This is a genomic window from Paracoccus sediminilitoris, from assembly GCF_003259195.1.
Taxonomy (GTDB): domain Bacteria; phylum Pseudomonadota; class Alphaproteobacteria; order Rhodobacterales; family Rhodobacteraceae; genus Paracoccus; species Paracoccus sediminilitoris.
In genome coordinates this window covers 1-604 of record NZ_QJPK01000063.1, presented here as the reverse complement: position 1 = coordinate 604, position 604 = coordinate 1, and the positions used below count along the sequence as shown (strand labels likewise).

1 pseudogene is annotated in these 604 nt (G+C 63.7%); it reads right to left on the bottom strand.

Features of this window, described 5'->3' with window-relative positions:
- Window positions 1-429, bottom strand: a pseudogene (locus DKT70_RS17490) (recombinase family protein); the annotation flags it as partial.
- Between the last annotated feature and the right edge of the window lie 175 nt (window positions 430-604).

Sequence of the window (604 nt, the reverse complement as noted above, 5' to 3'; positions counted from 1 at the left end):
CGTGATGCCCACCGGGGTGACATGGACGGTTACCACCTCGATCAGCCCACGGATGATCTCCAGAGCCGACATCCGGATCTCCGGGTTGGTCAGGGCATCCGCCAGCTCGGTGACCTTGCGCGGGTAAAGCTCCGACAGGTTCGGGTGGAGGCGGACAAGAGACGGGGCAGGGGCGGATAAAGCCTTGTCGATCTCCGCAAGCCGGGTCTCCAGAGCCTCCAGCCTGGTCTTCAGACCGGTTGTCCGCAGACCGTCGGCAATGGCGTCATAGAGTCCCTCGAGCTTGCGGGTGACGGTGGCCCGTTCCGACTGCAGTTGCGCAGCTCTGGCAGACGCCGTGCCGTTGTGCGCATTCGTCTCTTTGCTGACCGCCTTGATGAACTGCGCCACCGCCTCCGGCTGCATCAGCCGGTCTTTCAACAGCTGCAACACCGCTTCCTCCAGCACATTGCGGCGGATGGACGTCCTTTGCCTGCAGGTGCCGAGCTTGCGGGCGGCGGAGCAGGCCAGATAGTCCCGGCCGACAGCCGCAAACCCTTGACCTGCCCCCCGATCGTCCCTCGTTCATAACGAGAGTCTGCCGTTTTGAGATTGGTAGTCGGGG